General features: G+C 64.0%; 38 protein-coding genes and 2 other RNA genes. All 40 read left to right on the forward strand.

Annotated features, from left to right (window positions below; genetic code table 11):
• The first annotated feature begins 1 nt into the window (after position 1).
• The 40 genes from OR16_RS28975 to OR16_RS29150 all read left to right on the forward strand — a co-directional run bounded on the left by OR16_RS28975 (position 2) and on the right by OR16_RS29150 (position 24,276).
• Positions 2-514 (forward strand): hypothetical protein, encoded by a 513-nt coding sequence (locus tag OR16_RS28975; protein ID WP_006162129.1) that lies wholly within the window; start codon positions 2-4, stop codon positions 512-514.
• Positions 511-2,784, forward strand: coding sequence for a DDE-type integrase/transposase/recombinase (locus OR16_RS28980; RefSeq protein WP_006162130.1), 2,274 nt, complete (start codon positions 511-513; stop codon positions 2,782-2,784). Before OR16_RS28975 ends, OR16_RS28980 begins: the two co-directional genes overlap by 4 nt.
• Positions 2,785-2,882: 98 nt before the next feature.
• Positions 2,883-3,566, forward strand: a complete 684-nt coding sequence (locus OR16_RS28985; RefSeq protein ID WP_050983141.1) for an AAA family ATPase — start codon at positions 2,883-2,885, stop codon at positions 3,564-3,566.
• Entirely contained in the window at positions 3,566-3,847 is a 282-nt protein-coding gene (locus tag OR16_RS28990) for a hypothetical protein (protein WP_006162133.1), read from the forward strand. Before OR16_RS28985 ends, OR16_RS28990 begins: the two co-directional genes overlap by 1 nt.
• 138 nt (positions 3,848-3,985) lie before the next feature.
• Positions 3,986-4,405, forward strand: coding sequence for a hypothetical protein (locus tag OR16_RS40550; protein WP_237717266.1), 420 nt, complete (start codon positions 3,986-3,988; stop codon positions 4,403-4,405).
• Between the two features lie 16 nt (positions 4,406-4,421).
• Positions 4,422-4,871: a MarR family transcriptional regulator gene (locus tag OR16_RS29000; protein ID WP_006162136.1), complete on the forward strand. Its 450-nt coding sequence runs from the start codon at positions 4,422-4,424 to the stop codon at positions 4,869-4,871.
• Positions 4,868-5,194 carry a hypothetical protein gene (locus OR16_RS29005; RefSeq protein ID WP_006162138.1) on the forward strand — a complete coding sequence of 109 codons (327 nt, stop codon included), beginning with the start codon at positions 4,868-4,870 and terminating at the stop codon, positions 5,192-5,194. The genes OR16_RS29000 and OR16_RS29005 overlap by 4 nt, the downstream gene beginning before the upstream one ends.
• Entirely contained in the window at positions 5,191-5,334 is a 144-nt protein-coding gene (locus tag OR16_RS44180; protein ID WP_158001395.1) for a hypothetical protein, read from the forward strand. The genes OR16_RS29005 and OR16_RS44180 overlap by 4 nt, the downstream gene beginning before the upstream one ends.
• An 11-nt stretch (positions 5,335-5,345) precedes the next feature.
• Positions 5,346-5,774 (forward strand): hypothetical protein, encoded by a 429-nt coding sequence (locus OR16_RS29010; RefSeq protein ID WP_006162140.1) that lies wholly within the window; start codon positions 5,346-5,348, stop codon positions 5,772-5,774.
• Positions 5,774-6,367: a hypothetical protein gene (locus tag OR16_RS29015; RefSeq protein WP_043421589.1), complete on the forward strand. Its 594-nt coding sequence runs from the start codon at positions 5,774-5,776 to the stop codon at positions 6,365-6,367. Before OR16_RS29010 ends, OR16_RS29015 begins: the two co-directional genes overlap by 1 nt.
• Positions 6,364-6,708, forward strand: a complete 345-nt coding sequence (locus tag OR16_RS29020; protein ID WP_006162146.1) for a hypothetical protein — start codon at positions 6,364-6,366, stop codon at positions 6,706-6,708. Before OR16_RS29015 ends, OR16_RS29020 begins: the two co-directional genes overlap by 4 nt.
• Before the next feature lie 18 nt (positions 6,709-6,726).
• Positions 6,727-7,350 (forward strand): DUF3164 family protein, encoded by a 624-nt coding sequence (locus OR16_RS29025; RefSeq protein WP_006162148.1) that lies wholly within the window; start codon positions 6,727-6,729, stop codon positions 7,348-7,350.
• A gap of 9 nt (positions 7,351-7,359) precedes the next feature.
• Positions 7,360-7,638: a hypothetical protein gene (locus tag OR16_RS29030; protein WP_006162149.1), complete on the forward strand. Its 279-nt coding sequence runs from the start codon at positions 7,360-7,362 to the stop codon at positions 7,636-7,638.
• 60 nt (positions 7,639-7,698) lie between these two features.
• Entirely contained in the window at positions 7,699-7,971 is a 273-nt protein-coding gene (locus OR16_RS29035; RefSeq protein WP_006162151.1) for an HU family DNA-binding protein, read from the forward strand.
• A gap of 7 nt (positions 7,972-7,978) precedes the next feature.
• Positions 7,979-8,045, forward strand: an RNA gene (locus tag OR16_RS40555) — hammerhead ribozyme type II.
• 210 nt (positions 8,046-8,255) lie between these two features.
• An RNA gene (locus OR16_RS40560) (hammerhead ribozyme type II) lies at positions 8,256-8,317 on the forward strand.
• A gap of 350 nt (positions 8,318-8,667) precedes the next feature.
• Entirely contained in the window at positions 8,668-9,102 is a 435-nt protein-coding gene (locus tag OR16_RS29040) for a Mor transcription activator family protein (RefSeq protein ID WP_006162153.1), read from the forward strand.
• A 283-nt stretch (positions 9,103-9,385) separates the two neighbouring features.
• A complete protein-coding gene (locus OR16_RS29045; RefSeq protein WP_006162155.1) occupies positions 9,386-9,631 on the forward strand; it encodes a hypothetical protein in 246 nt (81 codons plus the stop codon).
• Positions 9,632-9,982: 351 nt separating this feature from the next.
• Positions 9,983-10,249: a glycoside hydrolase family protein gene (locus OR16_RS47860; protein WP_337459879.1), complete on the forward strand. Its 267-nt coding sequence runs from the start codon at positions 9,983-9,985 to the stop codon at positions 10,247-10,249.
• A complete protein-coding gene (locus tag OR16_RS43745; protein ID WP_006162158.1) occupies positions 10,246-10,515 on the forward strand; it encodes a hypothetical protein in 270 nt (89 codons plus the stop codon). Before OR16_RS47860 ends, OR16_RS43745 begins: the two co-directional genes overlap by 4 nt.
• A 1-nt stretch (position 10,516) precedes the next feature.
• Positions 10,517-11,161, forward strand: a complete 645-nt coding sequence (locus OR16_RS29060; RefSeq protein WP_006162159.1) for a hypothetical protein — start codon at positions 10,517-10,519, stop codon at positions 11,159-11,161.
• Positions 11,158-11,382, forward strand: a complete 225-nt coding sequence (locus OR16_RS29065; RefSeq protein ID WP_006162160.1) for a TraR/DksA C4-type zinc finger protein — start codon at positions 11,158-11,160, stop codon at positions 11,380-11,382. Before OR16_RS29060 ends, OR16_RS29065 begins: the two co-directional genes overlap by 4 nt.
• A complete protein-coding gene (locus OR16_RS29070) occupies positions 11,383-11,706 on the forward strand; it encodes a hypothetical protein (protein ID WP_006162162.1) in 324 nt (107 codons plus the stop codon).
• Positions 11,707-11,709: 3 nt separating this feature from the next.
• Positions 11,710-11,976, forward strand: a complete 267-nt coding sequence (locus tag OR16_RS47450) for a DUF1804 family protein (protein ID WP_050983142.1) — start codon at positions 11,710-11,712, stop codon at positions 11,974-11,976.
• A 13-nt stretch (positions 11,977-11,989) separates the two neighbouring features.
• Positions 11,990-12,226, forward strand: a complete 237-nt coding sequence (locus tag OR16_RS47455) for a DUF1804 family protein (protein WP_272942881.1) — start codon at positions 11,990-11,992, stop codon at positions 12,224-12,226.
• The gene (gene terL, locus OR16_RS29080) at positions 12,223-13,854 is read left to right on the forward strand and encodes a phage terminase large subunit (RefSeq protein WP_006162163.1); all 1,632 of its coding nucleotides are present in this window, start codon (positions 12,223-12,225) and stop codon (positions 13,852-13,854) included. Before OR16_RS47455 ends, terL begins: the two co-directional genes overlap by 4 nt.
• Positions 13,855-13,861: 7 nt before the next feature.
• Positions 13,862-15,364: a DUF935 domain-containing protein gene (locus OR16_RS29085; protein ID WP_006162165.1), complete on the forward strand. Its 1,503-nt coding sequence runs from the start codon at positions 13,862-13,864 to the stop codon at positions 15,362-15,364.
• Positions 15,361-15,567, forward strand: coding sequence for a hypothetical protein (locus OR16_RS29090; RefSeq protein WP_006162167.1), 207 nt, complete (start codon positions 15,361-15,363; stop codon positions 15,565-15,567). Before OR16_RS29085 ends, OR16_RS29090 begins: the two co-directional genes overlap by 4 nt.
• The gene (locus tag OR16_RS29095) at positions 15,564-16,859 is read left to right on the forward strand and encodes a phage minor head protein (protein ID WP_006162168.1); all 1,296 of its coding nucleotides are present in this window, start codon (positions 15,564-15,566) and stop codon (positions 16,857-16,859) included. The genes OR16_RS29090 and OR16_RS29095 overlap by 4 nt, the downstream gene beginning before the upstream one ends.
• 11 nt (positions 16,860-16,870) lie before the next feature.
• Positions 16,871-17,455, forward strand: coding sequence for a phage virion morphogenesis protein (locus OR16_RS29100; RefSeq protein ID WP_006162170.1), 585 nt, complete (start codon positions 16,871-16,873; stop codon positions 17,453-17,455).
• A gap of 160 nt (positions 17,456-17,615) precedes the next feature.
• Entirely contained in the window at positions 17,616-17,993 is a 378-nt protein-coding gene (locus OR16_RS29105; RefSeq protein ID WP_006162172.1) for a DUF2513 domain-containing protein, read from the forward strand.
• Between the two features lie 157 nt (positions 17,994-18,150).
• Entirely contained in the window at positions 18,151-18,702 is a 552-nt protein-coding gene (locus tag OR16_RS29110; protein WP_006162179.1) for a hypothetical protein, read from the forward strand.
• Positions 18,703-18,780: 78 nt separating this feature from the next.
• Positions 18,781-19,944, forward strand: coding sequence for a hypothetical protein (locus tag OR16_RS29115; protein WP_006162180.1), 1,164 nt, complete (start codon positions 18,781-18,783; stop codon positions 19,942-19,944).
• 2 nt (positions 19,945-19,946) lie between these two features.
• A complete protein-coding gene (locus OR16_RS29120; RefSeq protein ID WP_006162182.1) occupies positions 19,947-20,291 on the forward strand; it encodes a capsid cement protein in 345 nt (114 codons plus the stop codon).
• A gap of 27 nt (positions 20,292-20,318) precedes the next feature.
• Complete coding sequence (locus OR16_RS29125; RefSeq protein WP_006162184.1) at positions 20,319-21,281, forward strand: major capsid protein; 963 nt, start codon at positions 20,319-20,321, stop codon at positions 21,279-21,281.
• Positions 21,282-21,291: 10 nt separating this feature from the next.
• Positions 21,292-21,516 (forward strand): hypothetical protein, encoded by a 225-nt coding sequence (locus OR16_RS29130; RefSeq protein WP_006162185.1) that lies wholly within the window; start codon positions 21,292-21,294, stop codon positions 21,514-21,516.
• Between the two features lie 88 nt (positions 21,517-21,604).
• Positions 21,605-22,054: a gp436 family protein gene (locus OR16_RS29135; RefSeq protein WP_006162187.1), complete on the forward strand. Its 450-nt coding sequence runs from the start codon at positions 21,605-21,607 to the stop codon at positions 22,052-22,054.
• On the forward strand, positions 22,051-22,629 hold the full coding sequence (locus tag OR16_RS29140) for a DUF1834 family protein (RefSeq protein WP_006162189.1): 579 nt from the start codon (positions 22,051-22,053) through the stop codon (positions 22,627-22,629). The genes OR16_RS29135 and OR16_RS29140 overlap by 4 nt, the downstream gene beginning before the upstream one ends.
• A 9-nt stretch (positions 22,630-22,638) precedes the next feature.
• Positions 22,639-22,833 (forward strand): hypothetical protein, encoded by a 195-nt coding sequence (locus tag OR16_RS29145; protein WP_006162190.1) that lies wholly within the window; start codon positions 22,639-22,641, stop codon positions 22,831-22,833.
• 18 nt (positions 22,834-22,851) lie between these two features.
• Positions 22,852-24,276 carry a phage tail sheath subtilisin-like domain-containing protein gene (locus tag OR16_RS29150; RefSeq protein ID WP_006162192.1) on the forward strand — a complete coding sequence of 475 codons (1,425 nt, stop codon included), beginning with the start codon at positions 22,852-22,854 and terminating at the stop codon, positions 24,274-24,276.
• The last annotated feature ends 4 nt before the right edge of the window (positions 24,277-24,280 follow it).

The raw sequence follows: 24,280 nt of genomic DNA on the forward strand, positions 1-24,280 counted from the left end.
TATGAAACGGCGAGCAAATCAGGCAAAGGCGGCCAACCAGCTAGAGCTGTCCTTTTACGAGGTGGCCCCTCAACCAAAGAACGAGGCAGGCGGCCTCGACATCGCGATGACGGTCCGCGAAGCATTAGTGGACACGCTGTCGGCTGCGGGTAGCCGCGGTATGGACCGCCACGACGTGGCCGCGCAGATCTCGCGCCTGTCCAACTACGACATCAGCAAGCACATGCTCGACCGCTACTGCGCTCCGAGCGCCGATGGCTGGCGCTTCCCCGCTGAGGCTATCCCCGCCATGGTGGTGGCAACTGGCGACTATCGCCTGCTAGAGGTCCTGGCGGAGCGCTGTGGCTGCCGCGTGTACCGTGGCCAAGAGGCGATGCTGGCCGAGATCGGCGCGCTGACGCTACAGGAGCGCACCGTTAAGGACAGACTGGCCGAGCTGCGCCGTACCGTGCCGAAGTCCGTACTGGATCGGCTGGTCGAAGAGGAAGCTAAGCGTCACGGAGGGCGGACGTGAACGTTGTCTTCGACCAGATCGCTGCCGCGCTTAACGTAAGCAAAAGCACTGCAGAACGCCTCTCGATGCGTGGCGGCTGGAAATTTGATCTGCGCCCCGTGCGCGGTGGGCATCAAAAGGTCTTCGAACTTGCGCACCTGCCGGTTGACGTCCGTAAAAAGGTCGAACGGCACTCGACGCTCACAACCCGTGCGAACGAAGCTGCGGCCGTCGACGCCGCGATAGCGCGCGTCCGGCAGACCGCCGCGGAACGCGCAGCATTCCGGGCACGCCAAGGTGAAGCCAACCTTAAGAAGCTGCTCGACGACATGTCCGAGGGTGTTAAGGCGCGGCTGGACGGTCGATTCGCAATCGTCCGCAACTGGGAGCAGTGGTTCGCCGCCAAGCAGCCCATGGCGAGGTCGGTCAGCTGGGAGGTTTATGCCGCAGCCTACAACGCCAACGAACTGCAGATGGCACACGAGGTCATTGTCGTATTTCCGAAGGTGTCTGCGCGCTCTGTACAGCGCTGGGTGCTCGACTTTGAGCGAGCCGGCATGGCAGGCCTCATTGACGAGAACGACGGACACCTCCGCAAGGATGTCAACGTGTTCACCACCCAGCCGATGCTGGAAAAGGTGACGATCGCGCTGCTGATCGAGCGGCCGCACCTGGGCGTGCAGAACCTGCTGGACCTGATCGAAGCCGCTGCGACGGATGAGAAGACCGACGCCACGCTGTTTAACGTCCCGACGTACCACCAGGCGTATCGCTTCCTGCGGAACTGGAAGGCCAAGAACGCTGAACTGCTGAGCGCATCGACCAATCCGGACCAGTGGAAGAACAGTTACATGACGGCCTTCGGTGACGCATCGGCCGACGTGATCCGCCTTAACCAGCGCTGGGAAATGGATGCCACCCCGGCCGACTGGATGCTGACCGATGCCGATGGTAAGCAGCGCCGGTACTCCGCGTCCGTGGTCGTGGACGTCTTCAGCCGCCGCATTCTTGTTGTCCTGTCGCCGACGCCAAAGACTGAGACGCACAAGTTTGCGCTTCGTTTGGCACTCCTGCTTTGGGGCGTGCCGGAAGACGTCTGGACCGACAACGGTAAGGACTATCAGTCAATCGATTTCCAGGAGACGCTGCGCCAGCTCGGCATCAAGCACCACACGACCAATCCGTTCTCGCCATGGGAGAAGCCGCACGTCGAACGCGGGATCCAGACCCTGCTGCACTCCAACCTGGAGGCGCTGTCGAACTTTGTCGGCCATAACGTCGCCGAGCGGTCGGCCATTGAGGCCCGCAAGACCTTCGCTGAGCGCCTCTTCAAGAAGGACCAGGTCGTCGAATTGGCCCTGCCGGCATCGAAGCTGCAGGCCCTTATCAATGACTGGCTCGCCGGCACGTACGAACATCGCGTGCATGGCGGCCTGGAGCAAACACCGTTCGCCATGGCCGCATCCTATCGCGGCGAGATCCGGCGTATCCAGGACGAGCGTGCACTTGACCTGCTGCTGGCGCAGCCGGCCGGCAAGGGCACCTACGTGGTGACGAAGAAGGGCTTGAACATCGAAAGCGGCAACTACATCGCGCCCGAGCTGGGCCTTTACGTCGGCCGTGATGTCAGCGTGCGTCAGACGGCGGACATGGGCGAGCTCGTGGTCTACCACGAGGGCGAGTTCGTGTGTGTCGCTGTCTGCCCGGAGCGCACCGGCGTATCCCGCAAGGAAATCGCCGCCCATGCACGCGAAGCCCAACGCGCCCACATCCAGGAACAACGTCGGAACGCAAAGGCCACCAAGACCAATCCCGACCAGCTAATCGAATCGCTCCTGCGGAAGCGCGCTGAGGCCGCCGGCAAGCTGGCCACGTTGCCCCAGCCGACAGTCGCGCACGACACGCCGGCCCTTGCCGCAGCAGGTGCTGCCCATCGCGCGCTGACCGGCCGCAAGGCCGCCGCGCCGGTACCGGCTGACCTGCAGCGCATCCTCGACGCCCGCAAGCAGGCCGATAGCAATCCGACCCCGGCCGAGGCTACGCCCCCGGCCACCAACGTCCACCGCCTTCCCGAAACCGCGCAGTTGCGCTTCCGGAAGTGGCTGGAGCTCGATCAAACCGTAACCAATGGAGGTTCCATCGACGATCCGTTCTTCGCGCGCTGGTATGGCAGCTACGCGCAGGGATCCGAGTTCAGAGCAATGAAAAAACGCCACCTGGAGGGACAACTCCAGGCGGCGTCTAGTGGCGGTAGCAGCACGGCTGCACCCGTGCGGCACGCCTTCCGGTAATCACAACGAGATCCCATTATGACCAAAAACACGACGACGAGCAAACCGGCTACCCCCGTCCGGCTGGGGGCATCGCCCAGATCGGCACACTTGACCTGGTGTCTGCCACTCTCGAGCGGCTCGACAGCCGCCGCACCGGCCTGCCCGGTATGGCCGTGCTGTATGGCCCGGCTGGCTGGGGCAAGACCTTCGCGACGAACGTCCTGGCCATCGAGAACCGCGCCTACTACGTCCAGATGCGCAGCGCATGGCGCTCGAAGACGCTGCTGGAGAAGGTGCTGTTCGAGATGGGCGTTAAACACACTAGGTCCACCGTGCCCGTGCTGCTCGACCTGGTCTGTGAGCAGCTGAGCGCGTCCCGCCGCACTCTGATCCTCGACGAGTTCGACTACGCGACCAAGTCCGACAGCCTGATCGAGCTGGCGCGCGATATCTACGAGGGCTCACAGGGATCCCTGCTGCTGGTTGGCGAGGAACTGCTGCCCAAGAAGCTGGAGCGCTGGGAGCGGTTCCACTCGCGTGTGCTTACCTGGGCGCCGGCACAGCGCGTGACCGCTGACGACGCCGGCAAGCTGGCGGAGATCTATGCCCCCGGCCTGCCGATCGAGCAGGACGTCCTGCAGCGCCTGGTTGAGCTGTCCAACGGCTCGGTGCGTCGTGTCTCGGTCAACCTGACCCAACTCCACGAGCACAGCATGACCTATGGCCTCGAGAGCATCGGCCTGGCCGAGCTCGAAGGCGTCGAAATCTATACCGGCCGCTCGCCGGAACGGAGGCTGTGATGAACGCCGGCACGCTGACCTTTTCCAGCTTCGATAACTGCCACTACCAGATCGGCCGCACTGATGCGCCCGAGATCAAGGCCAGAGGCGTGATCCAGACCACTCTGTCTGCCGATCAATGCGGTGCGCAACTCGACATCGCTCTGTCCGGCGCGCGCCGCCATCAGCGCGTCATGGCTTCGATCCCGCTCAACCCGTCCGACCTGGACGGCCTGATTCATCAACTGCAGGCGATGCGAGACATGCTGCGCTCGCAAAAGGGGCATCGCGATGGCGCGTAAGCCGATTCATCTGGAAATGAAGGGCGGGAAGACGCCCCGCCAACGGATCTGGGAGGCAGTGCGAGCGAACCGTAAGCGGTTCACACAGGCGGAGATCGCGGAAGTCGTCGGTGGGCTGGAAGAGAACATCGGTTCAGTGTGCGCAAGACCTACCGTCTCGTCCGCGATAACGGCGTTGAAGCCCCGCGCGTGACGCGTGCAGGGGCACAGGTCGTCCACGGTGCCATTACCGAAGCCATGTGGGGAACGATGCACCGCATGTTCGAACGCAAGGACTTCAACTGTCGGGAGCTCGCTGCCTTTGCAAGTACGGCGAACCGTACCGTCACTAAATGCATGGCTGAGAGGTACATCGCCGCTCTTCACGCCGCCGGATATCTCAACCGCACGCAAGAGGCAGTTCTCGGAATGAAGGGGCAGCCCGCACGGTACGTGATGAAAGCCTCGAAGTACACCGGGCCGCGCGCGCCAATCATGCAGCACGCACGGACGATCTACGACCCGAATCAAGGCCGCATCGTTTGGGTCGACCAAAAGGGGATTGAAGATGCCAACTAAACACCGTCCGGCATACATGAGCGAGCCATGGTTCCATGGCCTGCTGCACGAAATCAAGAACAGCACGCAGCGCGCAGTTGCCGAGCGTCTGGGCGTTTCCCGTCCGACCCTCAGCGTCTTGGTGAACGGCCTCGGCGAGTACGGGAACGGCGGCGCCAAGACGGACCGCTTCGAGATGCGCTACCGCCAGGCCTTCGAGCAGATCCCGTGTCCCCACACCGGCGAGACGGTTGGCATCCAGCATTGCCGCGGGAAGGCTCTGCAGCATCCGCCGACGCACAACCCACTGCAGCTTAACCACTGGAAGGCATGCCAGGACTGCCAGTACAAGCCTGCGCCGCTCGAGCCGAAGGGAGCAAGGGCGCCAAAGGCGGAGATACCGCAGGCCGTCTTGGACACGAAGACGCTGCCCCTGCCCGAAGTGGGCGCACCCCAGATCCAACTGACCAACGAGGAGCCCGCATGAGCACCCCGAGCAACGCATCGCGCCATCGTGGCGCCCTTAACCTCCCGGCCCGGCCGCGCTTCGACGGTCCGGTGGCGCGCGAGCTGCGCGTCGGCCTGGCGCGGGTCGGCAGCGAAGTCCGCCGCATGGTCGCCAGGGTGGCGGCACTGCGCGCGCTTCGGGCCGTCGATCGCGAAGAGCGCCGCGCCTCTCGCGAACTGGCATGGCTGCGCAACGAACTGGAGCAGGCCGAGCACAACTGGAACTGGCTCCAGATTGAGTACCGCCAGCGTCGCGACGCTCTTAACACCCGCTTGAACAGCGTTGCCGGAGATCCGCAATGAAGAGCCTTCGCGAGTTCCTGCACACCCGCCTGGGCATCCTGGTCTGGACGCTGCTGGTGGCCCTGCTGGCCTTCAACCTGGGCCAGATCTCCAACCCGTCGCAGGGTGTAAAGACCCAGCGCCCGCGCATCACGACCTGAAAGGAAGAATCATGTCGAACAAGCAGAACATCATCGCGCTGATCAAGGGCCGTCCTGGCATCCGTACGCCGGAGATTACCGACGAGCTGAGCATCGAGAACCCAATCGCCTATATCACGGGCGAGATCGACCGAGGCGAGATCCTGGTAGAGAAGATCGCATCCGAACTCGGCGGGCGTCCCGTCAATGCCTACCGCCTCAACCCGGACAACCCGCCCGACGAGACGCTGAACCCGCGCCAGCGTGTAGTTAAGGCACGGGCCGAAGCGCCGGCCGGTGACGACGGTTTCAGCGCGGCGCTGTCCTCCCGCGGCGACCTGACCATCAGCGACGGCCGCAAGTCGGTGCAGCTCACGCCCGCCATGACCGGCAGCCTGATTGCCTACCTCGACCGCATTAACGTCGACCAGGTCATGAAGGCTGCAGGGGGTGCCGCCTGATGCCGTTGCCAGCCTTCCGCTGCCCGGTCTGCCGGAACACTCTCACGCTCGATGTCGTGTTCGCGCACGACGGCGTGCGCGAGTCCATCCTGCACCTGGTCAACGCGCACCCCGAGGCAGGCCGGCTGCTGCGGCCCCTCCTGGCCTATGTGGGCCTCTTCGCCCCGGTTAAGACCGAGATGCGTTATGAGCGCGTCGCGGCCATCCTGGGCGAGATGGTGGCGCTGATCCACGCCGGCACCGTGCGCGACGCCCACGGCCAGGAATGGCCGGCCCCACTGGAGTACTGGCGTCTGGCCTTTGACGAGATGATCGCCCGGCGCGATACCGGCGGCCTGAAGCTGCCGCTGAAGAGCCATGGCTACCTCACCGCAATCGTGGCCGGCATGTCGAACAAGGCCGCGGCGTCCGCCGAGCGTCACACCGAGGCGCAGCGCGCGGGTCATGCCGGCACAGGGACAGCCCCGGCCCGCTTGCAGACCGTTACGGTCAGCGAACCGCCCGCCCGCACGATCGTTCCCGAGCACATCCGTCAAGACATGCTGCGCGCGGTAGGAAGCCGGCGCGCCGAAAACCTTGGAGATAGCAAATGAAGACTGCACAGCAGATCGCCGACACCCAGGCGATGTTCGAGATCCTCGCCGGCGAGAAGTACTCCTGGACGCCGGAGCTCTCGGAGCTCGCCGAAGGCTATTTCACCTTCCAGCAGTGCGCGATGGGCGCAGACAACCCCCTGTCCGTGGCCGAGGCCATTGCGATGTCCGTCGGCCTGATCGGCTTCGCGAACGCCGTCGGTTGGATCAGCGAAGCCGGTTACCGGGCGCTGATGATCAAGGCTAGCGAAGTTCGGCAGGAAATCTCCTCGCGCTGGGCCGGCCAATTCGTGGTTGTTCCGTTCGGCCGCAGCGCCGCCACCCCTGCCACCAGCCACTGATTTAACTCGGAGCCATCCATGACCCAAGCAGCAACCACCATCCCGACTGGCTACATGCAGGACGCCCGCGGCCGCCTTATCCGCGAAGAGATGGTTAAACCCATCGACCGCACTCGCGACCAGATCGTCGGTGAGCTGGTCGCGCTGGCCAAGCGCCAGAGCCAGGCGCTGGCCGAGTTCAAGAAGCGCGTCTTCGGCGACGCCGAGGCGTTCATCTCGATGTCGGCCGAAGAGTACGGTGCCAAGGTCGGCGGCGCCAAGGGCAATGTCACACTGTTCTCGTTCGACGGTCGTTACAAGGTCCAGATCGCCCGCGCGGAGAACATCACCTTCGACGAGCGTCTGCAGGCGGCCAAGGTGATGATCGACGAGCTGCTCGCCGAGTGGACCCTGGGCGCACGGCCAGAGCTGCAGGCCATCATCCAGGGCGCCTTCGAAACGGACAAGGAAGGCAACCTGAACACCGGCCGCATCCTCTCGCTGCGCCGCCTCGACATCCAGGATCCCCGCTGGAAGAAGGCCATGTACGCCATCAGCGACAGCGTCCAGGTGATCGGCACCAAGGCATACGTGCGCTTCTATGAGCGTGTCGGCGACTCGGAAGAGTACCGGCCCATCTCGCTCGACATCGCGAAGATCTGAGGGACACCCATGGCAACCGCGAAGAAGGCCGTCCCCATGTGCATCGTCAGCATTGGCTTCCAAGACTACCTCCTGCCGGCCGCGAGCGGCATGAAGCTCGTGGACATCATGACCTCGGCAGTCGAATGTGAAAAGTCCGGGTACCTGCCTGTCCGGGTCGTCATTGGCGAGCAGCCGGAGGTGAAGCTGGAGATGGTTAAGCCACAGCACATCCGCCAGCGTGCACCACGTCGCGATGACGAGCTCGCGCTGGAGAACAACCCGAGCCCCGTGCTCAGACTGCGTTAAGTAACCCGCGCCGGGGCGGTCCAACCCGGACACACCTTTAACCATAGAAGGAAACGCACCATGAACAAGCAAGACCTGATCGCCCACGTCGCCGATGAAGCCAAGCTGAGCAAGTCCGAGGCCGAGCGTGCTCTGAATGCCGTCATCAGCGGCGTCACCACGACGCTTGCCGCCGGCGGCACTGTTGCGCTGACCGGCTTCGGCGCCTTCTCGGTGACCAAGCGGGCAGCGCGTGTGTCGCGCAACCCGCAGAACGGCGAAGCCATCCAGGTGCCCGAGTCGCTGGCGCCGAAGTTCAAGCCCGGCAGCAACCTGAAGGCGGCTGTGGCCTGACCTAGTGATGCGAAACACCCGCCGCGGCGGGTGTCTGCCAGGTGTGGTGGCCTGGTACTGATGAGCAGCCAAAGGAGACATGAATGAGCAAGCCCCTCAGTGGTAAGCGTTCCTTCGAAGCTATGGGACGAAGCGATAAGGATCGAGGCGTGCCATACGGCCTGCGGCGCAACGCAATGCTGTCGTGGCCGCGGTGGGCCCAGCAGGCCTATTGCAGGGGGCGCGTGATGCAGAGCCGGAATTTCGCGAAGGCAGCGCTGTATGCCTCAAGAGGGTAGCGCGGTCTGCGAAACACCCGCCACAACGGGTGTCTGCCAGGCGTGGTGGTACTGATGAGCAGCCAAGAGGACTTAACCATGGGCAACGTGACAATCTCTATTTGGACCCTGTTGATCGCTGCGGTCGTCATCGCTAGCGGCTTCGCTTGCCTCGGTGCCCTAGTGGCTGCCTTCTGCAAAGGCTGGGCCGCTGAGAGCCGCCAAATCAAACAAGAAGAGGACCGTTAAAAATGCGTGAACTGATGCTCGCAGCATCGCTGCTGGGTTCCATGCTCGTGATCGCCTGCGTGGCATACATCGGGCACAAGCGCTTCGAGAAGCGCTGCGAAAAAAAATGAATAAATCATCGCCATGGCGCAGAACGAATCATCGATTCTTCTGTCCACTTGCTAACCCGTTTCCATAGGCCATCGACTCCATGCTTGATCGCGCCATCCTCGCCAAGATCCACGTCGCTAAGAAGCAGTTGGCCTTTGCCAAAGAGCTAGCCGAGTTGATCGGTCTTGCGGAAACCATCGCGTTCGTGCGCGCGTTTGGAGGCCTGGACCTCTGGATTCCGAAGGGGCGCAGAGAGCTAGGCAGCGCCAGGTATGAGGCCATCGCTGAGGTTGTCGGCGCCGAGGCCGCAGAAAAGCTGATCGCGCGGTATGGCGGCGATCGTATGTACGTTCCTCGGTGCCAGCGTTCCATGACCGAGGAGCGGTGGTCGAGGATCATTGGCGAGTTCGACCGCGGTGCAAGCGCTCCCGAGCTTGCGTTAAAGTACCGGCTGTCTGAGCGGGCAATCTGGAAAATCCTAAAGAAGCCTGTCAGTTCGGACAATGTTGGTCCAGCTCAACAACAGCTCTTCTGACGGGAAAATCAGGATGCTTGCACGATTGGTACTTCTTGCGGCCTTCACAGCCTCTACATCAGCGTATGCACAGTTCACGGGACTTCGGCCATTGACGCTGACACAGTTCCAAAACACATTTAACGGATATGCAAGCGAAGACAGGGAGCCGTCGCTCCGTATCGGTAGGTGTGCAACCGAAACGGTTCCCGGAAAGCCGCTGCAGCCCTTTACCTGCAGATCCTCTGGTCCCCTCGGAATCGTTGGCAATCTGAATCCGGACAAGACGATTCACGACACATGGATGGTCTACCAAGCAACCGACGTCGCTTCCCGGCAATCTATGCTTCATGCCGCTGCTTATATCGTGCGCACGACGCGCTACGACGAAGCCAGGGATCACATTGCTATTGCTCAGCGCCTGCTTCTTGAGGCCAGAAGAAAGCCGGGCGCCATCGCAAAGGAGGATCACGCGGGGGTGAGTTTCGCTGCATCTTCCGACGATGGCGACAAGTACGATTTTATTTCTGAACCGGCCAAGCGTCGATAGGACTGGCAAGCATCACTGCTCACAGGGCGGCTTCGGCCGCCCCTGTTTGTTCCTGAACCCCGTCATGATCTGCCGAATGCGTCGTATTGCTTACCTTTGCGGCATGCGCGCATCGGGTTGAAACCTCCCATCCCGACCTTCCTGGCCACCGTGGTGCGCGCCCCTGGAGCGCTCCATGGACAGACAGAAGCTCCTCGCCGAACTCAAGCGCGACGAGGATTTGCGGCTCAAGCCCTACGTTGACACGGTAGGCAAGACCTCCATCGGCATTGGCCGCAATCTCGACGACGTCGGTATCTCGCAGGAAGAAGCCATTTTCCTGGCGCAGAACGACATCGACCGCACCATGCCATGGCCGACCTGGATGCGAAGCTGCCCTGGTGGCGCCAGCTCGACGAGGTGCGCCAGCGCGTCATCGTCAACATGTGTTTCAACATGGGCATTGGCAACGCGGCGCTGGGCAAGGGCTTGCTGGGTTTCGTGAACACCCTCGCCAAGGTGAAGGCAGGCGACTACCAGGGCGCGGCCGATGGCATGAAGGCATCGAAGTGGTACGGCCAGGTCGGCGCTCGTGCCGAGCGCCTGGTGAAGATGATGCGCACGGGGGTGGCGGCATGAAGAACCGCGTCGCTATCCTCATGTCCGCGGCGCTGCTCAGCGCCGGCGGTCTCGGCGCCATGATCGCCCACTCGGAGATGTCCAAGGCCGTCCCGACCCACACCATCAGCGTTAAGCGCCGCAAGAGCTCCGCCGAAGACCTGGTCAATCGCTACGTCCTCTCGTACCAGATCCGCAAGACCGGCTGGAGCGTGGCGCAAGGCAAGCGTATGGCCACGAAGGTGCGCAATCGCCGTCGTAACAAACGCGCGCACGGAGGATGCTGATATGGCACTCAAAGACGTTCTGCCCGTCTTGACGAAGCTGGCGCCGATGATCGCTACCGGTCTCGGCGGACCGTTGATTGGTGGCGCTGTCGCCGCGCTGGAAGCCGTCTTCGGCCTCTCGCCGAGCGCTGGCCAGAGCATGGACGATCGCCAGCAGACCCTGGCCACTGCGATCGGCGGCGCCACGTCAGACCAATTGCTCGCACTGCGCAAGGCCGACCAGGACTACCAGGCGCGCATGGCCGAGGCCGGCTTCAAGAATCAGGAGGCGCTGGCCGCTCTCGCATTCCAGACCGAACAGGCCTACCTCACCGATACTCAGGACGCACGCAAGGCCAATGCCCAGAATGAGCGCGTGTTCTGGTTCGGCATGGTCGTGATGACGACCTTTGCTGTGATCATGTTCGCCGCGCTGTGGGGATCCTACCTCCTGCTGATCGGCGATATCACGGTGAAGGACGCCGCGATCGCCGGCATGGTGTCCGGCTTCATTGGCACGATCATCGGCTACGTCGCAGCCAACGCCCAGCAGGTCGTCAGCTTCTTCTTCGGCAGCTCGCGCGGCTCGGATCACAAGACCGACGCAATGACCACGGCCTTCTCCGCTGCGTTCAACAGCAAGTCCGGCACTGGGGCACCCCGTTGACCCCAGACATCTTCGACCGGGCGACCGAGGCGGAAGAACGGCACCGCGAAGACGCGATCGCCCAGGCGCGCGCCCGCGCCCATGCCACTCACGAAAGCCGCGCTGACTGCGCCAAGTGCGGCGAGCCGATCCCAGAGGCCCGTCGCCTGGCCGTGCAGGGCTGCACCCTTTGCATCGACTGCGCCCGCTGGCGCGAACAACATCAACCCGGACGCCGTTAAATGCCACTCGAACCCGAAGAACTCCGCATCCTGGGCCGCATCGAAGGCAAGCTCGACGCGCAGGCAGAGAATTTCAAACAGATGGCGACGGCCATCAGCAATCTGGAAATCAAGCTGGGCGGCCAGATCGCCGATATCGATCGGCGCCTGCGCGAACTTGAGATTGCCAACCCGAGCCGGCTTCAGGAGGAGCAGGAGGACCACGGACGCCGTATTGCGTCACTGGAGCGCAGCAGCGCCATGACAGGCGCTATTGCCGGTGCGGGCGCCAGTGTGGGGATGGCCGTCGTCGTCGAACTCCTGAAGCGCAAGCTCGGGATGTAACGCATGGCAAAGTCCGAAGAAACCCGTGCCCTGCTGCGCAAGCACTATGTGTTTGATCGTCTGTCCCTGGAACAGGCAGCCCGGCTCGCCGATGTCTCGTACACCACGGCAAAGCGCTGGAAGGAACGTGCAGCCGAGGGCGGTGACGACTGGGACAAGGTCCGCACTGCGGCGGTGCTGGCGGGCGGCAGCGTCGAGCAGCTCTCGCAGCAGATCCTGACCGAGATGCTGGTCCAGTTCAAAGTTCAATGCGGTACTCGAGATGGTTAAGGCCGACGAAAAGATGCCCGCCACGACCCGCGTCGAGCTGCTCACCAGTCTCATGGACAACATCCACAAGAGCCTGGCTGCCCTGCGTCGATTCATGCCGGAAGTCAACGGTCTTGCGGTGGGCATGCGCATCGTGCGCGGCCTGGCTGAGTTCATCCAGGAACGATTCCCGCAGCATGGCGCCGCTTTCGTGGAGATCCTGGAGCCGTTCGGCGACGTGCTGCCGAAACTTGTGGCGGAAGTGAAGTGAAAGACAAGGACTTCAAGGCCCAGATCGCGGCCCTCGCGGAAAGCCTGCGCCGCAAGATCGAGAGCGAGGTTATGGGCTTCGAGCCCGGCGAGGCGGCCGCGGCCGAGCGGCGCGAGCGCGTCGACGGCGGCGACCTGGAGTACTTCGCCCGGACGTACTTCCCGCACTACGTTAAGCACGAGAACAGCAAGCTCCACGACTACCTGTACAAGCGCCTGCCGCAGATCGCCGGTACCGGCGCGCGCGAGGCGATCGCCGCGCCCCGCGGCAATGCCAAGTCGACGGTGGTCACCCAGATCTACACCGTCTGGCGTGTGGTGACCGGTCGCGCCTGGTATCCCTGCATCGTCATGGACGCCTTCGAGCAGGCCGCCGAGATGCTGGAGGCCATCAAGGCCGAGCTCGAGTTCAACCCGCGCCTGGCGAACGACTTCCCGGCCCACTGTGGCCAGGGCAAGGTCTGGCGCTCTGGCGTCGCTGTGACGCCGTCTGGCGTCAAGCTGGAGGCCTTCGGCTCCGGCAAGAAGATCCGCGGCCGCCGGCACGGCCCGCACCGTCCCGACTGGGTGGTGCTCGACGACGTGGAAAACGACGAGAACGTCGAGAGTCCCCAGCAGCGCGACAAGCTGGAGCGCTGGATCGACCGGTCGGTGCTGTCCCTGGGCAGCACCGACGACACCATGGACGTGGTGTTCATTGGCACGATCCTGCACTACGACTCGGTGCTGGCGCGCAAGCTGCGGCACCCGCTATGGAGCCACCGGATCTTCAAGTCGATTCTGGAATGGCCCAGCGACATGGCGTTGTGGGACCGCTGGGAGGAGATCCTCCTTAACGCCCCCACCAAGGACGAAGGCGAAGCCATGGGCCGCGCCTTCTACGAGTTGCACCAGGTCGACATGGATGCCGGTGCTGTGGTGCTCTGGCCGGCCGGTCAGCCGCTGTACAAACTCATGGTTAAGCGCGCGCGCGACGGCCATGATGCCTTCGACAGCGAGCAGCAGAACGACCCGTCGACTGGCGCCGATGCCCCGTTCGCCAACAGCGTCCACTTTTGGGTCAATCGCCTGGCGCACTGGATCTTTTACGGCGCCTGCGATCCGTCTCTCGGCAAGTCGGGTGGTAGCCGGGATCCGTCGGCCATTGGCATCGGTGGTCTGAATCGGGAGACCGGTGTGCTTGACGTGGTTGAGGCGCAGATCCGCAAGCGACTGCCCGACCGGATCATCGAGGACATCATCAAGCTCCACGACGAGTATCGCTGCCAGGTGTGGGTGATCGAGGCGGTCCAGTTCCAAGAGTTCCTGCGGACGGAACTGGTTAAGCGCAGCGCCGCGCGCGGCATCGCGGTACCGGCACGCGCAGTTACCCCGCATACGGACAAGATCCTGCGGATCGAATCGCTGCAGCCGCACATGGCAAACGGCGTGATCCGGTTGCACATCAGCCAGCACACCTTGATCCAGCAGTTCAAGCACTTCCCGAAGGCGGACCACGACGACGGGCCGGACATGGTGCAGATGCTGTGGATGGCGGCTCAGAGCGGTATCTACCGCACTTCCGTGACTTCGGCCGGTCGCCGCGTCAGCGGCGGCCGCATGGCCGACTACACCAACATGAACTCGTGAGCGTTAAATGAGCGACCAGGACAACCCGAAATCGCAGCAGCCTGTGATGCACCAGGTCGCGCACGTGCTGCGCGACCCGTTCCAGGCGTTCTACTTGAACCTGATGCGGGCCGACGACTCGACGCTCGCCACCCGCGGCGGCGGCGCCGGGTTGCGCATCTACGACGAGATCGAGCGCGACTGCCATGCCTACAGCGTGCTCCAGAAGCGCAAGATGGCCGTCGTCTCCCGGCCATGGTTTATCGAACCGGCCAGCAGCAGCCGCCTCGACAAGAAGGCGGCAGACATCGTTAAGGAAAACATCACCGCCATCCAGTTCGACCGGATCTGCGTCGACCTGCTTGATGCCGTGCTCAAGGGGTACTCCGTCGGCGAGATCATCTGGGACGTCCAGGGCAGCGAGATCCGGGCCCAGGATGTGATGGCGCGCGAGCAGAAGCGCTTTGTCTTCGACGTCGACTACAAGCCACGCCTCATCACGCTGGAGAACATGCTGGAGGGCGAAGAGCTCCCTGAGCGCAAGTTCATCATCCACCGATTCGGCAGCAAGGTCGGCAACCCGTACGGCCTGGGCCTGGGAACCCGTCTGTTCTGGCCGGTCTTCTTCAAGCGCCAGGGTATCCAGTTTTGGCTCACCTTCTGCGACAAGTTCGGCTCGCCCACGGCCGTCGGGACGTATCCCCAGGGCACCAGCGAACCGGACCAGGACCGCCTGATCGCGTCGCTGCAGTCGATCGCCACCGACTCGGCGATCGCCGTGCCCCAGGGCATGGAGGTTAAATTGCTCGAGGCCGCGAAGAGCGGCTCGGTGACCACCTACGAGCAGCTCTGCCGCTATATGGACGGCGAGATCTCCAAGGCGACCCTGGGGGAGACCCTGTCGACCGAGCTGCGCGGAGGCGGCAGCCTGGCCGCCAGTCGCACGCACAACGAGGTCCGGCTCGAGCTCGTACAGGCCGACGCGGACCTGCTGACCGACTCGCTGGCCTGCACACTGATCCGCTGGCTCGTCGAGTACAACTGCCCCGGCGCTGGCGTGCCGGCGGTGCGCCGCGATGTGCGGCCCGCCGAAGACCTGGCCGTCCGCGCCGGGCGCGACGTGCGCATCAAATCGCTCGGCTTCAAGCCCACGATGGATTACATCCAGGAGGTCTACGGCGAGGGCTGGGAAGTGGATCCGGCCGCAGCGCGCGCCGCTGCCCCTGCGGATCCGGGGAACCTGGATGGTGACCTGGCATTTGCGGAAGGCACGACCTTCGCAGACCAGAAGGCACTGGATGACGCCATCGCCGAGCTCGGCGGCGCACCCACCGAAGCACTCAAGGCGCTCCTGGCCCCGGCGCTCAAGGCCATCCAGGAGGCAGCCACGCCCGACGAGGCCATGGACGCGCTGCTCGAGGCGTACCCGAATCTTTCGACCGCCCAGCTCGAAGCCGTGCTGGCCAAGGCGTTCTTCGTAAGCGACCTGTGGGGCATGCTGTCCCGTCAGAGCCAGGTGGTGGGCGCATGAAGATCGACAGCCACGCGATCCTTGCGCAGGTCCGGGCCAACCAGGCGGCATTGAAAGGCTGCCCGGGCCCGCACGACTTTTCAGTCAACACCGAGCCGCAGCGGCTCGGCGGCCGCTGGCGTTGCACCAGGTGCGGCGGCGAGGTCGACTTCCTCGCCCGCCACTGGTATCAGAACGGCCTGGTCGACGGGGGCAAGTCGTGACGCGCGGCGCCGTCGACCTGGCGCATGCCTTCGGCCTGGAGCCCGAAGAGGCCGTTAAATACTTCGAGAGCAAGGGCTACGCGATCACCTGGGGCTGGCGCGACCTCTGGCAGCAAGCCCAGGCCAAGGCCTTCACCGTCGCCGGCGTGACCCAGGTTGACGTGCTGCAGGACATCCGCGGGGAACTGGACAAGGCCATCAAGGGCGGCACGACCTTTGCCGACTTCCGGGCGAACCTGCAGCCGATGCTCGAGCGTAAGGGCTGGTGGGGAAAGCTGGCCCAGACGGATCTTGAGACAGGCGAGATGGCCGGCAAGGGGCTCACACCGCGGCGCCTGCAGACGATCTTCCAGACCAATGTGCAGACCAGCTACATGGCCGGCCACTACCGCACCATGATGGCGAACGTTGCTGACAGACCGCACTGGAAGTATGTCGCGATCCTGGACGGCCGCACGCGTCCGGCGCATCGGCTCCTGCATGGCCGGGTGTTCCGCTATGACGATCCGTTCTGGGATGCGTTCTACCCGCCCAACGGCTTCAACTGCCGTTGCCGCGTCGACGCGCTCGACCGCGCTGACTTGGTCGACGGCAACCTGGTCGAGTCCAGTAGCGAAGGGCGGCTCACCACCGTCGATATCCCGCGGTCACGGCGCGATCGGCAGCCGGTGGAGGTGACGGGGTACCGCGACCCGGTGTCGGGCAAGACAATCGCACCGGATCCGGGCTGGAGCTACAACCCTGGGAAGAGCTGGGTACGGCCGTTCACGCCGGAACGGCTGGACGCACTGCCGAGCACCTTCCCACGCAGCATGCCGCTGCCGCCTCTGCCGCCGGCGGCGACGCTCGAGGGCGCCAAGATCCTGCCACCTGGTCAGCCACCCCAGCAGTATGCCGAGGCGTTCCTGCGCATGTTCGGTGCGGACAAGGACAAGGCGGTGGTCTATCGGGACGTCGTCGGCAACGAGTTGCAGATCAACGCCGGCCTCTTCCAGACCGGCGCGGGCAAGTGGAAGGTCGCCGGCGACAATGCCAGCGCCGGCGAGCTGCTCGCCACGGCCGCCATGGACCCGGATGAGATCTGGGTAGACTGGGACACCAGGTCGGCGGCAGGCCGCCTGGTGCGCCGGTATGTCCGCGAGCTGGATACCGACGAAGGCCAGCGCGGTCTTGCCGTGCTCGAGTATGGCCCCACGGGCTGGACCGGCGCGGTGCTGTTTCCGGCCAAGTCTGCTGGCGAGGCTTCGCCCGAGGCACAGCGCCGCGGCTACCTTCTATATAAGCGTCAATAGGGCCATCGACCATGCTCCGCACCACCGTCCGCACAGACACCCTCGACGGCGCCGCCAAGCGCCTGCAGCAGGTCGCCGCCGACCACTCGCCCATCACCCGCCAGATCGCCGGCATCATGCTGCATGCCGTCCAGGAGAACTTCCAACAAGGCGGTCGCCCGCGCTGGGCTGGCCTCAAGGCGCCACGGGCCACGCCGGAGCGGGTACGCCGCCACCTCAAGATGGGTCGCGGCATTCTCGCCAGTGGTGCCTGGAGCATCAAGGTTGCCGGCCGTATCGCTGGTAGCATGAATAGTCACCAGGTGCTCCAGGACACCGGGCGGCTGGTGAAGTCCATCACCAGCTACAGCGATGCCAACACCGCGGTGGTCGGCACCAACGTCGTCTATGCAGCCATCCACAACTTCGGCGGCAAGACCAAGCCTCACGTCATCCGGCCGCGGTACAAGAAGGCGCTCTCCTTCAACGGAATTGTGCGCAAGGCGGTGCGGCACCCTGGCAGCGACATCCCGGCCCGCCCCTTCCTGACGCTCACGGCGCTCGACGAGGACAAGATCCTCAGTGCCGTGCATAGCTATCTGCTCGGTCTGCTATGACTAAGCGTTAAAACACGCTCAGAGCAAAAATCCCTCCTTGGGTAGGCGATGGTACGTCCCGGGTTGCGTGGTAGCCTTGGCGGTGGTTAAACATACGGTTAAACCCGATGCGCGAAACGGTCGTGCATCGCCACCCCGAGAGCCGCAATGTGGAGGGACCATGGAAGTGACGATGAAGCGTGATTGGGAACTTGTTCGCGCAATCCTGACCAAGCTGGAGGAGCAATCACCCAACGCCAATGCACTCGACGGCGATAGCTTCCCAGACTACGACTCCTCTGTGGTCGTATATCACTACAGCATCATGGAGCAGGCCGGCTTGATCAGCGCTCGGATTGACTCGAATATGGACGAGCGTTACTGGTTTGGCTTGGCAATCGCACTGACGTGGCAGGGCCACGAACTCCTGGCGAACATACGCAGCGATACGGTCTGGACAAAGCTCAAGAAGACCGTCTCGGAAAAGGGCCTTGCGCTCGGCTTCGATGCCATCAAGGCCGCCGCTACGGCCTACATCAAGTCCCAGTTCGATAACTGACAGGGCCGAACAGATGATTACACGCATGATCCATCTAAGGCAGCTGGGCAGCGATCCCTGGGTTCTGCCCATCTACACTCGAGCAAACCAGACGCAGCAGTACCGGGGACGCGACCCACTACCTGACACGGTAACGAGGCTTGGACTACGGATAACAATGCGTCTTAACCTCTTGCCGAGCCTGATTGGCCGCCTCAATAGTGATATGGAGCTGCTTCTCGAGCAGGCGAGAGGAGCGATGCAGCCTGAGCATGTTTTCACGCCCAGGCACCAAGATGCTATTGCTCTTCAAGTTGACGACCACCTTAAGTACCTGGTGATCTGCAACCTGCACGCGTTTGTCTCTGAGCTGGACGCCTGCATGGACCATATGAAGCAATTCATGGAAACCGTCCACGATTATGTCGGCCAGCCGATAGACGACCTCAAACGCAAAGAGATCATCAACGGCTGGATGGCAGCCGACGGCATTGACCCAAAATGGGTTGTGCGCCTCGCTGGCGCGAGGAACTATGTTGCTCACACTGGCCCCCTTTACCTGGGCATCGACATCAGCAACGAGCCGTGGGATCTTCTATTGCTCAAGGACAACGTCGCTATTCCAACGCCCAAGCAGTGCTTCCGCCTCACAGAACTCGACAGGATTGCCAGAGGTTTCACTGCATGCAAGGCTGCGCTTCAGCGGCACCTAATGACTTTGCTTAGCTAGTTCCGGTCGCGGCCACCTGGCCTGTGACCGAACCCGTTCTAGCTGATCCGCTGCGCCGCCAGTCTCGATACTGGCGGCATGACCAAAGCCCTCCATATCTTCAAGACCGGTACGCACACCTCCATGGAGGGTGCGGCGCTCTCGTTTTCGGAGAGCGACCTGGCGGCCACCGCGGCGGCCTACGACCCCGCGGTGCACGAGGCCCCCATCTGCGTGGGCCACCCCAAGCACGATCTGCCTGCCTACGGCTGGATCAAAAGCATCGCCGCCAAGCCTGACGGCCTGTTCGCGGAAGAGCAGCAGCTCGATCCGGCGTTCGCGGAGATGCGCGAGGCCGGTCGCTTCAAGAAGATCTCGGCTTCCTTCTACGCCCCAGACTCGGCCAGCAATCCCAAGCCCGGCGTCTGGTATCTGCGCCACGTCGCCTTCCTGGGTGCCCAGCCACCCGCCGTTAAGGGGCTGCGCAACCCGCAGTTCGCCGACGGCGAGCAGGGCGTAGTGACTGTCGATTTTGCCGATTGGGACGATGTGGTCAATGCCGGCCTGTGGCGCCGGATGCGCGACTGGTTCATCGGCCGCTTCGGCCTGGACGAAGCTGACAAGGTCATCCCCGACTACCAGATCGCCTCCCTCGAGGAGGCAGCCCGCCGCGAAGACATGGATACCGGCATCGGCATCCCGCCCTCGTTCACCGAACACCACCAGCAGGAGAGATCCGTGATGCAACCCGATCAGGCCGCCATCCTGGCCGCCGAGAAATCCGCCCGCGAGGCCGCCGAGGCCAAGCTCAAGCACGCCAACGACCAGTTGGCCGCCTTCGCGGAAGCCGAAAAGAAACGTGTCGCCGAGGGCCGCCTGGCTGACGCCACCAGCTTCGCTGACCAGCAGGTTAAGGAAGGCCGGATCCTCCCGGCCGAGCGGAACACCGTGATCGCCGTGCTGACCGCCGTGCCCGCCGGCACCGAAGCCAGCTTCGGCGAGGGCGACCGCGCGGTTAAGGGTGACCCCGCCGCGCTGCTCAAGGGCCTGCTCGAAAAGATGCCCGCCCGCGTCACCTTCGGCGAAGCCGCCCGCGCTGACAACACCGGCGCTCCGGCTCCGGCCGCCGGCGTATCGCTGCCGCCTGGTGCGAACGTCGACCCCGTCCGCCTCGAGCTGCACAACAAGGCCGTCGCCTACGCCGAATCCAAGGGCGTCGACTACGCCACGGCCGCTTCCATCGTTTCCCAGCAAGGAGCCTGACCGTGAGCCAGCAAGCCAATGCCATCTTCACCCTGTCGGTGAAGGCCGCCGCAGCCATTGCGGCCCAAACCTTCGTGTCGCCCACGGGCGGCGTCCCGGCCGCTGGCGGCAATGCGCTGGGCGTGGCCAAAACCGATGCCGCCGCCGGTGACATGGTGGCCGTCGACACCCTGGGTACGGCGGTCGTGATCGCGGGTGCGGCCATCGCCGCCGGCGCCGCCATCGAGGTGGACGGCGCCGGCCGCGCCATCACCCAGAACGCCGGCAAGACCGTCGGCCGCCTCAAGTCCTCCCAGTCGGCCGGTGCGCTCGGCGACCTGGTCGAGGTGATCCTGATCCCGAACTGATCCACGCTTAACACATAGGAGTCGTCTATGACGCAATTGCTCAATCTCGGCCAGGCGCGGGTTGTCGATCCGATCCTGACCACCATCGTCCAGGGCTATACCAACGGCGAGCTGGTCGGGAACTTCCTGTTTCCCGTGGTCCCGGTCGAAGTTTCCGGTGGCAAGGTGATCCAGTTCGGCAAGGAAGCCTTCCAGCTCTATGACACGCAGCGCGCCCCGGGCGGCCGCGCAGCGCGCATCAACGCCGGCTACCAGGGTGTCCCGTATGCCCTGGAAAACCACGGCCTGGACGCGCAGGTCCCGGACGAAATTTCCCGCGACGCGCAGCGCGTGCCTGGTATCGACCTGGCGAAGGTGTACATCAAGACCGTCCAGGATTCGCTGGGTCTGGGAGTGGAAGTGGCCCAGGCCACGATGGCGCGCGATGCCACCAAGTACGACGCGAACCACAAGCTCGCCCTGGCGGGTACGGCCAAGTGGAGCGATCCGTCCAGCGATCCCGCGGCAAACGTCAACGCGGGGCGCGAGGCGATCCGTGCGAGTACCGGCCGCTATCCGAACACGCTGCTGCTGTCGGCCATGGCCTTCACGGCGCTGCGCTTCCATCCCAAGATCCTCGAAAAGTTCAAGTACACCAGCTCCGCTTCGATTACCGAAGACATGCTGGCGAAGTACTTCAATGTTGACAGGGTCGTGGTGGGTGGCGCAGTCAAGGCCGACGACAAGGGCAATTTCACCGACGTGTGGGGAGCGGACGCAGTCCTGGCCTACGTGCCGATCCGTGCCGGCAACCTGTCCGAGGCAACCAAGGTTGGCGCCACCATTCAGCAGCCGTCCTATGGCTACACCTACACGATGCGCGGTCACCCGAACGTCGAGCAGCCGTATCGTGACAATCCGTCCCGCAGCTGGGTGTATGGCCTGAACTGGGAACGCGCTCCGGTGCTGTCCGGCATCACCTCGGGCTTCCTGTTCCAGACCGTCGCATAAGGGGAGCGTCATGCCGAAATTTTGGGTGCTGACCCCTCTCCTGACCGCAGAGGGACGTCTGGAGCCGGGTGAAGAGGTGGACCTCAAGCCCAAGGAAGCCCGCGAGCTGCTGGCCGCCGGCGCAATCTCGAAAGAGAAGCCCGTCGCTGTGCCGGTCACGACGGATTCTGCTGCCACTGCGACGCAGTTTGACCCGGCATGGCTCAACGCCTTGCGACTCCACCCCGGCAGCTGAACCGGCTGCCGCCCAGACCTCGACCGCGGCCGATGGCGGTCAAGGCGACGGCACCGGCGCCCAGAAGTCGGAAGGTTAAGGACGCCTCGTGCCATACGCCACCGTCGACGATATGACCCGGATCTTCGGTCAGCGCGAGATGCTTGCGCTGACCGACCGGGACACGCAGGGTGTCATTGACGCCGCCGTGGCCACCGATGCGCTGGCCGGCGCCGAGTCCGAAATCAACGGCTACCTGGCGCGCCGCTATGTGCTGCCGCTCGATGCCGCAGATCCGATGCTCAAGACCGTTGCCTGTGCGATCGCCAGGTACCGCTTGACAGGCTCGGAAGCCACCGAGACTCAGCCTGTGCGGGACCGGTACCGGGATGCCGTGCGCTGGCTGGAGCGCGTCGCCGATGGCGACGTGCTCCTAGTCGATGCCACCGGTCGCGCCCTGGGCGACCCGGGCAAGTCCGGCATGGGCAGCGTTAAATCCGTGCCAGGCCGCCGCGTGTTCAGCGACGGTAGCCTGGCCGACTACCGGTTCCGCGAATGATCGGCCTCGTCGAATCCAAGATCGTTGCCGCCATCAAGGCGGCCGAGTTGGCGTATCCGCTCAAGTTCGTCGGCAGCTACGGCGGCGAGTTCGATGACGACATCGGGCTGGTCGTGCGCAACTTCCCCGGCGTGTGGGTGACCTTTGGTGGCAGTCTGAACAAGCCCCATGGCGTTTCGAAGGACAAGCAGCTCGTGACTGCGCGTTTTGCCGTGGTGGTCGGCGCCAGGAACGTGCGGGGCGAGGAAGCGACGCGCCAGGGCACCACCGGGCCCAATGGTGCGGTGATCGAGCCTGGCACCTATCGCATGCTGGAAGACATTCGCGGCGTGTTGTGGGGTACTGACTTCGATCTGCCCATCCAGGCGCTGGAGCCGCGCGACGTTAAGACGCTCTACAACACCAGGCTCAACGATATGGCGCTGTCGGTGTTCGCCCAGGAGTACGAGACCTGCTGGATCGAGCAGAAGCCTACCGGCGATCTCCCGCTGCTCAAGGTGGTCGGCATGACGTACACGGACGCGGCCGACCCGTCGAGGGTAGTTTCCACCGACACCGTGATACTTAACACTTAGGAGCGAATCGTGCGCGTTAAAGCTGCACCGGGCATCCGGTTTCCCCGCGAGGACAAGCCTCGCAACTATATCGAGCAGGACGAGACCGAGGTACCTGCCACCGCCTACTACCTGAAGGCGATCGTGGACGGCGACCTGGTCGACCTGGACGCCGCCAAGCCGGCAGCTTCCAAAGCGGCCGCTTCCACCAACACCACGGCTTAACCATCAGGAGCCGACGCCATGACGAGCCCTAACATCAGCTTCGACAAGATCCCGTCCTCGATCCGCAAACCGGGCAAGTACTTCGAGTTCAACACCAAGCTGGCGGTGCGGACCCTGCCGGGCAATCCGCAGCTCGTCGTGCTGATCGGCCAGCGGCTGGCCGCCGGCTCCGTGTCGGCAACTACCCTGGTCAACGTCTTCAGTGATCAGCAGGCTGGCGACTACTTCGGCCACGGATCCCAGCTGCACCTGATGGCTCGCGCTGCCATCAAGGCGAACCCGTACCTGCAGCTCTCCGCCATCGCCCTGGACGATGCCGCCGGCTCCGTTGCGGCATCTGGCAGCTTGGCACTGGCAGGCACTGCCACCGCCGGTGGGTCGTTTGCGATCAAGATCGGCAACGCGGATCCCATCGCTGTGGCCGTCTCCGTGGGCGACACGGCCGCCGTGGTGGCCACCGCCATCAACACCGCGCTGGCCAGCCTGGTCGACCTCCCCGTCGCCGCTGCCGTCAATGCCGGCACCGTGACCTTGACCGCCAAGAACAAGGGCTCCCAGGGCAACCTCATCCCGGTCACCATCCTCCAGAACGTCGCCGGCATCGTGCCGACCGTAACGGCCATGTCGGCGGGTGCCACCGACCCGGTGCTCTCGTCGGCACTGACTGCCATTTTCCCGGCCGGCCACAACATCGTCTGCTCCGGCCTGAACGACCAGGTCAGCCTGACCGCACTGCGCACGCACCTGGCGTCGGTTGGCAGCCCGATGGAACAGCGTGATGCGCTGGGCGTCTATGCCACCACCGGCACGCTCGGCGCCGCCTCGACGCTGGCCGGCCTGATCAACGACGGCTTCACCACCACGGCATTCCTGCGTGCCACCCGCAGCCTACCGTGCGAGCTGGCCGCGGCTTATGCCGCAGTGATCGCGTCGGAAGAAGATCCAGCGCGGCCGCTCAACACCCTCGAGCTGGTCGGCATTGATGTCCCCGACGCCTCCCAGTGGCTGGGCCGCACCGAGCAGGAGAACCTGCTCTACAACGGCGTCACGCCCATCGAGATCGGCCCGGGCCAGAAGGTGCAGATCGTGCGCGCCATCACCACCTATCTGGTTGACCCCCAAGGGGTGCAGGATCCCTCCATGCTGGACGTGACGACGCCGCGCACGCTCTTCTATATGCGCAAGGCCTACCGCCAGCGTATCGCCCTGCGCTTCCCGCGGGAGAAGCTCTCTGGCCGAACCGCGCCGAAGGTCCGCAGCGAGCTGCTCGACGTCTCGTACAAGGCCGAAGAGCTGGAGATCATCGAGAACGTCGACCAATGGAAGGACTATCTCCTGGTCGAGCGGGACAGCCAGGACGTGAGCCGCCTGAACGCCAAGATCCCGACCGACGTGGTCAACGGTTTCCACATCTTCGCCGGCCGCCTGGATCTGATCCTCTAACGAT

Source organism: Cupriavidus basilensis OR16 (assembly GCF_000243095.1).
GTDB lineage: Bacteria > Pseudomonadota > Gammaproteobacteria > Burkholderiales > Burkholderiaceae > Cupriavidus > Cupriavidus basilensis_D.

Bases quoted from the DNA above. Each gene is read 5' to 3' on its own strand.
- OR16_RS29125 (WP_006162184.1), top strand. From the start codon at position 20,319: ATGACGCAATTGCTCAATCTCGGCCAGGCGCGGGTTGTCGATCCGATC.
- OR16_RS28990 (WP_006162133.1), top strand. From the start codon at position 3,566: ATGAACGCCGGCACGCTGACCTTTTCCAGCTTCGATAACTGCCACTAC.
- OR16_RS29105 (WP_006162172.1), top strand. From the start codon at position 17,616: ATGGAAGTGACGATGAAGCGTGATTGGGAACTTGTTCGCGCAATCCTG.
- OR16_RS29045 (WP_006162155.1), top strand. From the start codon at position 9,386: ATGGTCTACCAAGCAACCGACGTCGCTTCCCGGCAATCTATGCTTCAT.
- OR16_RS29140 (WP_006162189.1), top strand. From the start codon at position 22,051: ATGATCGGCCTCGTCGAATCCAAGATCGTTGCCGCCATCAAGGCGGCC.
- OR16_RS29020 (WP_006162146.1), top strand. From the start codon at position 6,364: ATGAAGACTGCACAGCAGATCGCCGACACCCAGGCGATGTTCGAGATC.
- OR16_RS29150 (WP_006162192.1), top strand. From the start codon at position 22,852: ATGACGAGCCCTAACATCAGCTTCGACAAGATCCCGTCCTCGATCCGC.
- OR16_RS47450 (WP_050983142.1), top strand. From the start codon at position 11,710: ATGGCAAAGTCCGAAGAAACCCGTGCCCTGCTGCGCAAGCACTATGTG.
- OR16_RS29060 (WP_006162159.1), top strand. From the start codon at position 10,517: ATGGCACTCAAAGACGTTCTGCCCGTCTTGACGAAGCTGGCGCCGATG.
- OR16_RS29090 (WP_006162167.1), top strand. From the start codon at position 15,361: ATGAAGATCGACAGCCACGCGATCCTTGCGCAGGTCCGGGCCAACCAG.
- OR16_RS29025 (WP_006162148.1), top strand. From the start codon at position 6,727: ATGACCCAAGCAGCAACCACCATCCCGACTGGCTACATGCAGGACGCC.
- OR16_RS28975 (WP_006162129.1), top strand. From the start codon at position 2: ATGAAACGGCGAGCAAATCAGGCAAAGGCGGCCAACCAGCTAGAGCTG.
- OR16_RS29100 (WP_006162170.1), top strand. From the start codon at position 16,871: ATGCTCCGCACCACCGTCCGCACAGACACCCTCGACGGCGCCGCCAAG.
- OR16_RS29030 (WP_006162149.1), top strand. From the start codon at position 7,360: ATGGCAACCGCGAAGAAGGCCGTCCCCATGTGCATCGTCAGCATTGGC.
- OR16_RS29115 (WP_006162180.1), top strand. From the start codon at position 18,781: ATGACCAAAGCCCTCCATATCTTCAAGACCGGTACGCACACCTCCATG.
- OR16_RS29070 (WP_006162162.1), top strand. From the start codon at position 11,383: ATGCCACTCGAACCCGAAGAACTCCGCATCCTGGGCCGCATCGAAGGC.
- OR16_RS29040 (WP_006162153.1), top strand. From the start codon at position 8,668: ATGCTTGATCGCGCCATCCTCGCCAAGATCCACGTCGCTAAGAAGCAG.
- OR16_RS29110 (WP_006162179.1), top strand. From the start codon at position 18,151: ATGCGTCTTAACCTCTTGCCGAGCCTGATTGGCCGCCTCAATAGTGAT.
- OR16_RS47860 (WP_337459879.1), top strand. From the start codon at position 9,983: ATGGCCGACCTGGATGCGAAGCTGCCCTGGTGGCGCCAGCTCGACGAG.
- OR16_RS47455 (WP_272942881.1), top strand. From the start codon at position 11,990: ATGCCCGCCACGACCCGCGTCGAGCTGCTCACCAGTCTCATGGACAAC.
- OR16_RS29000 (WP_006162136.1), top strand. From the start codon at position 4,422: ATGAGCGAGCCATGGTTCCATGGCCTGCTGCACGAAATCAAGAACAGC.
- OR16_RS29085 (WP_006162165.1), top strand. From the start codon at position 13,862: ATGAGCGACCAGGACAACCCGAAATCGCAGCAGCCTGTGATGCACCAG.
- OR16_RS44180 (WP_158001395.1), top strand. From the start codon at position 5,191: ATGAAGAGCCTTCGCGAGTTCCTGCACACCCGCCTGGGCATCCTGGTC.
- OR16_RS29010 (WP_006162140.1), top strand. From the start codon at position 5,346: ATGTCGAACAAGCAGAACATCATCGCGCTGATCAAGGGCCGTCCTGGC.
- OR16_RS29005 (WP_006162138.1), top strand. From the start codon at position 4,868: ATGAGCACCCCGAGCAACGCATCGCGCCATCGTGGCGCCCTTAACCTC.
- OR16_RS29035 (WP_006162151.1), top strand. From the start codon at position 7,699: ATGAACAAGCAAGACCTGATCGCCCACGTCGCCGATGAAGCCAAGCTG.
- OR16_RS29015 (WP_043421589.1), top strand. From the start codon at position 5,774: ATGCCGTTGCCAGCCTTCCGCTGCCCGGTCTGCCGGAACACTCTCACG.
- OR16_RS29130 (WP_006162185.1), top strand. From the start codon at position 21,292: ATGCCGAAATTTTGGGTGCTGACCCCTCTCCTGACCGCAGAGGGACGT.
- OR16_RS43745 (WP_006162158.1), top strand. From the start codon at position 10,246: ATGAAGAACCGCGTCGCTATCCTCATGTCCGCGGCGCTGCTCAGCGCC.